The sequence below is a fragment of the Clostridium sulfidigenes genome (genome assembly GCF_000732635.1).
In the GTDB taxonomy this organism is placed as follows: Bacteria; Bacillota; Clostridia; order Clostridiales; family Clostridiaceae; genus Clostridium_J; species Clostridium_J sulfidigenes.
Genome location: NZ_JPMD01000072.1, coordinates 1 through 3,081, shown reverse-complemented (window position 1 = coordinate 3,081; position 3,081 = coordinate 1). Strand labels below are relative to the sequence as shown.

General features: G+C 26.2%; 5 protein-coding genes and 1 pseudogene. 5 read left to right on the top strand and 1 reads right to left on the bottom strand.

Translation table 11 applies throughout. The features are described 5' to 3' along the window. Positions 1-142 (top strand): IS3 family transposase (locus IO99_RS18865; RefSeq protein ID WP_156964397.1); only part of this gene is annotated, 142 nt, incomplete at its 5' end. Positions 143-567: 425 nt separating this feature from the next. Here IO99_RS18865 and IO99_RS17915 read toward each other — a convergent pair. After that, positions 568-987 carry a hypothetical protein gene (locus IO99_RS17915; RefSeq protein ID WP_051824312.1) on the bottom strand — a complete coding sequence of 140 codons (420 nt, stop codon included), beginning with the start codon at positions 985-987 and terminating at the stop codon, positions 568-570. Between the two features lie 180 nt (positions 988-1,167). Between IO99_RS17915 and IO99_RS17910 the strand changes: the two genes are divergently transcribed. From IO99_RS17910 to IO99_RS17895, 4 genes and pseudogenes are all read left to right on the top strand, one after another. Continuing rightward, positions 1,168-1,659 carry a YajQ family cyclic di-GMP-binding protein gene (locus IO99_RS17910; RefSeq protein WP_035135882.1) on the top strand — a complete coding sequence of 164 codons (492 nt, stop codon included), beginning with the start codon at positions 1,168-1,170 and terminating at the stop codon, positions 1,657-1,659. A gap of 217 nt (positions 1,660-1,876) precedes the next feature. Continuing rightward, entirely contained in the window at positions 1,877-2,125 is a 249-nt protein-coding gene (locus tag IO99_RS17905; RefSeq protein ID WP_035135880.1) for an AbrB/MazE/SpoVT family DNA-binding domain-containing protein, read from the top strand. 184 nt (positions 2,126-2,309) lie between these two features. Then, positions 2,310-2,753 carry a MarR family winged helix-turn-helix transcriptional regulator gene (locus tag IO99_RS17900; RefSeq protein ID WP_035135877.1) on the top strand — a complete coding sequence of 148 codons (444 nt, stop codon included), beginning with the start codon at positions 2,310-2,312 and terminating at the stop codon, positions 2,751-2,753. 146 nt (positions 2,754-2,899) lie between these two features. After that, positions 2,900-3,081, top strand: a pseudogene (locus tag IO99_RS17895) (IS256 family transposase); the annotation flags it as partial.

Genomic DNA, 3,081 nt, shown 5'->3' with positions numbered 1-3,081 from the left:
AACAAATCTAAAAAATTGTGAAACCTTTGAAGATCTATTATGTGAAATTGAGGATTACATAGATTATCATAATAAGTATAGATGCCAATGGAACTTAAAAAAGATGACTCCTGTTCAATACAGAAATCATCTTTTATCTTAGGGTCTTTTTATAAAATGTCCTTGACTTAGGGTACATTTTAGGCAATGGTGGTACTTCAATTTTAAGAAACAAAAAAGGTTTTAATCACAATAAGCAATTAAAACCAAACTTACAACTCTATTATTAATTCATATAATATAAACTGGTTAAGGGTAAATAGAAACTATTATAATAAATTAATTATAGTAAACTATAGTTACATACCTTAACCTATCAAAACATTATTATATGATTAGAATTAAAAGAATAGATTACCACTGCCTAATTAATTGCACAACAAAAAACATAAAACTATATTTAAATTGTAATAAATATTTATTTTGTTATGCTTATAAAATTAATTAAGAATAGTAATGCTCATTCTTTTGTACCTCCATAGTAAAATATTATAAAACTATTATATCATATATAATACTTTTGTGTAGCTATCTTTTATTATTTACTACATATAAACCTGGATATTCTTCATGTAGCAGTCCATCTGTACCCGTTTCTTCCATAAGTTCATCCATGCCTTCTACATCAGATATATAATCCCAATTGGATTCATCATCGAGAGCATCTATATATGGTATTTCATCTTCTTCTAATGGTACTATATCTTCTTGAAAGCTATCCTCTTCTTCAATTGTATCAAAATCACTAAAGTCTTCCAAATCGATTTTGATTTCTTCTTCTTTATTCTTTTCAAATACCTCATCTATTTTTACAGCCTTAACATCATATCCTTCAATCTCTAGACATTTACCACAGTTATCACAGATCTTATCTCTATTGTATTCACATACATTGCACTCTCCACAATCATTACATACTTTCTTTTCATCAAAAATACAGTATTTCATTATCATCACTTCCTGTTTTATCTTTATTAAATCATTAGACTATTTTAACAAAACTATTGAAAAACATCAACTAAAAATAAATCTAAATTTTTTAAAATTTATATAGACATTTTTAAATATATAAATTATTATATATTTATATGTTTTTTACATATAGATTATTTTAAGGAGGTTCTAAGTATGGCAAGTTCATATTCCTTTGATGTGGTTTCTGAAATTAATATGCAAGAAGTTGATAACGCTATTAATCAAGCCCTAAAGGAAATTAAACAAAGATATGACTTTAAAGGTACTAAGACAGAAATAACTTTACTAAAAGATGAAGTTAAGCTCATATCTGATGATGAGTTTAAGTTAGATACTGTAATCGACATACTCAAGGGGAAATTTATTAAAAGAGGTGTCTCTTCCAAAGCTCTTGAAGTTGGTAAAATTGATTCAGGTTCTCTAGGTACAGCTAAAGTTACTTGTAAATTAATAAAAGGTATCTCTACTGAGAAAGCTAAAGCTATGGTGGCAGATATTAAGGCTAGTAAAATAAAAGTTCAGCCTCAAATAATGGATGATCAGTTAAGGATATCTGGAAAGAATAAGGATGATTTACAAGAAACAATGCAGCTATTAAAATCTAAAGACTATGGTATAGATGTACAATTCACTAACTATAGGTAAGGTTTACATTTGTAAAATATGACAAATGCAAAAAATCTCTGTTAAAATTTAAAAGAATAAGTTATAATAGATATATATTAACTATTAATGTATAATTTAATGGGAATTGGATAATTTAATAATGTATACAAATTACAATAATTATATATAATAGTTATATATAATCCCACTTATACTTATGAAAAAATAAATAACAAACATTTAGGAGGAAAATATTATGAAATCAACAGGTATAGTAAGAAAAGTAGACGAATTAGGAAGAATAGTAATTCCAATAGAGTTAAGAAGAACTTTAGACATCGAGATAAAAGATGCTTTAGAAATTTATGTAGATAGAGATCAAATCATATTAAAAAAATATGAGCCAGCATGTTTATTCTGTGGTAATGCTAGAGACGTTAAAAACTACAAAGGTAAAAATATTTGTGAAGAATGTCTTGATAGTATTGCTAAAATGCAAGAATAATAAATTCTTACATAATTAATTTAAAATACAAAAACAGCATTTTGATTTTAATTCAAGATGCTGTTTTTTATTGAATTTTATCATTGAATTGTAATTAATTGACTATATTCGAAAAAAAGTGTATAATAATACAGAAGTATAATAAACTTTAATGTTTTTTATAATATAATTTAGGAGTGATTTTTTGAAAATTTATGAAGATCCACAAATAGAAAAGATAGAGAAACTATTAAGAAGAGTATGCTTTTATATAAAGAAAAAAGGAAGAACTATATTAGAAGATTATGATATTACTCCTGCACAATTTGAAGCTTTACAAATTATAGTAAATCATAAAGAAGTAACCATTAGTGAACTTAGCAATAAACTGTATCAAGCCCCTAGCACCATCACTGATTTAGTTGATAGGATGGAAAGCAAGGATCTTGTTAAGAGAGTTAGAGATTCAAAAGATAGACGAATAGTTAGAATAGAAGGTTTAGAAAAGGGACATAACATATTAGAAGCAGTAATTATGGAAAGATGTAAATTTCTCGATTATTCCTTAGAAAACGTTTCTAAAGAAGACAAGGATAGTTTTACTGAATATTTAGATATACTAGAACATGCTTATACAGAAGGTAAATAACAAAAATGCTGGAGCCTAATTTAAAAATTAGAAATACTTCAGCATTTTTTATACTATTTTTTATGAGCCTGTGAAAAAAAGTCTGTAAATTACAAATAATAGCAGCTTTCTATGATAAAATAAATATATCATGGGAGGCTGTTTTTATGGTGAAAAGAAAAGAAAGATTAAGCGAAGGAAAAAAGAATATCATAGCAGATTTAATTAGAGAATATGACATTCAATCTGCAGAAGATATTCAAGATGCATTAAAAGACTTACTCGGAGGTACAATTGAAAGTATGTTAGCAGCTGAGTTGGACAACCATTTAGGCTATGATGAATATGA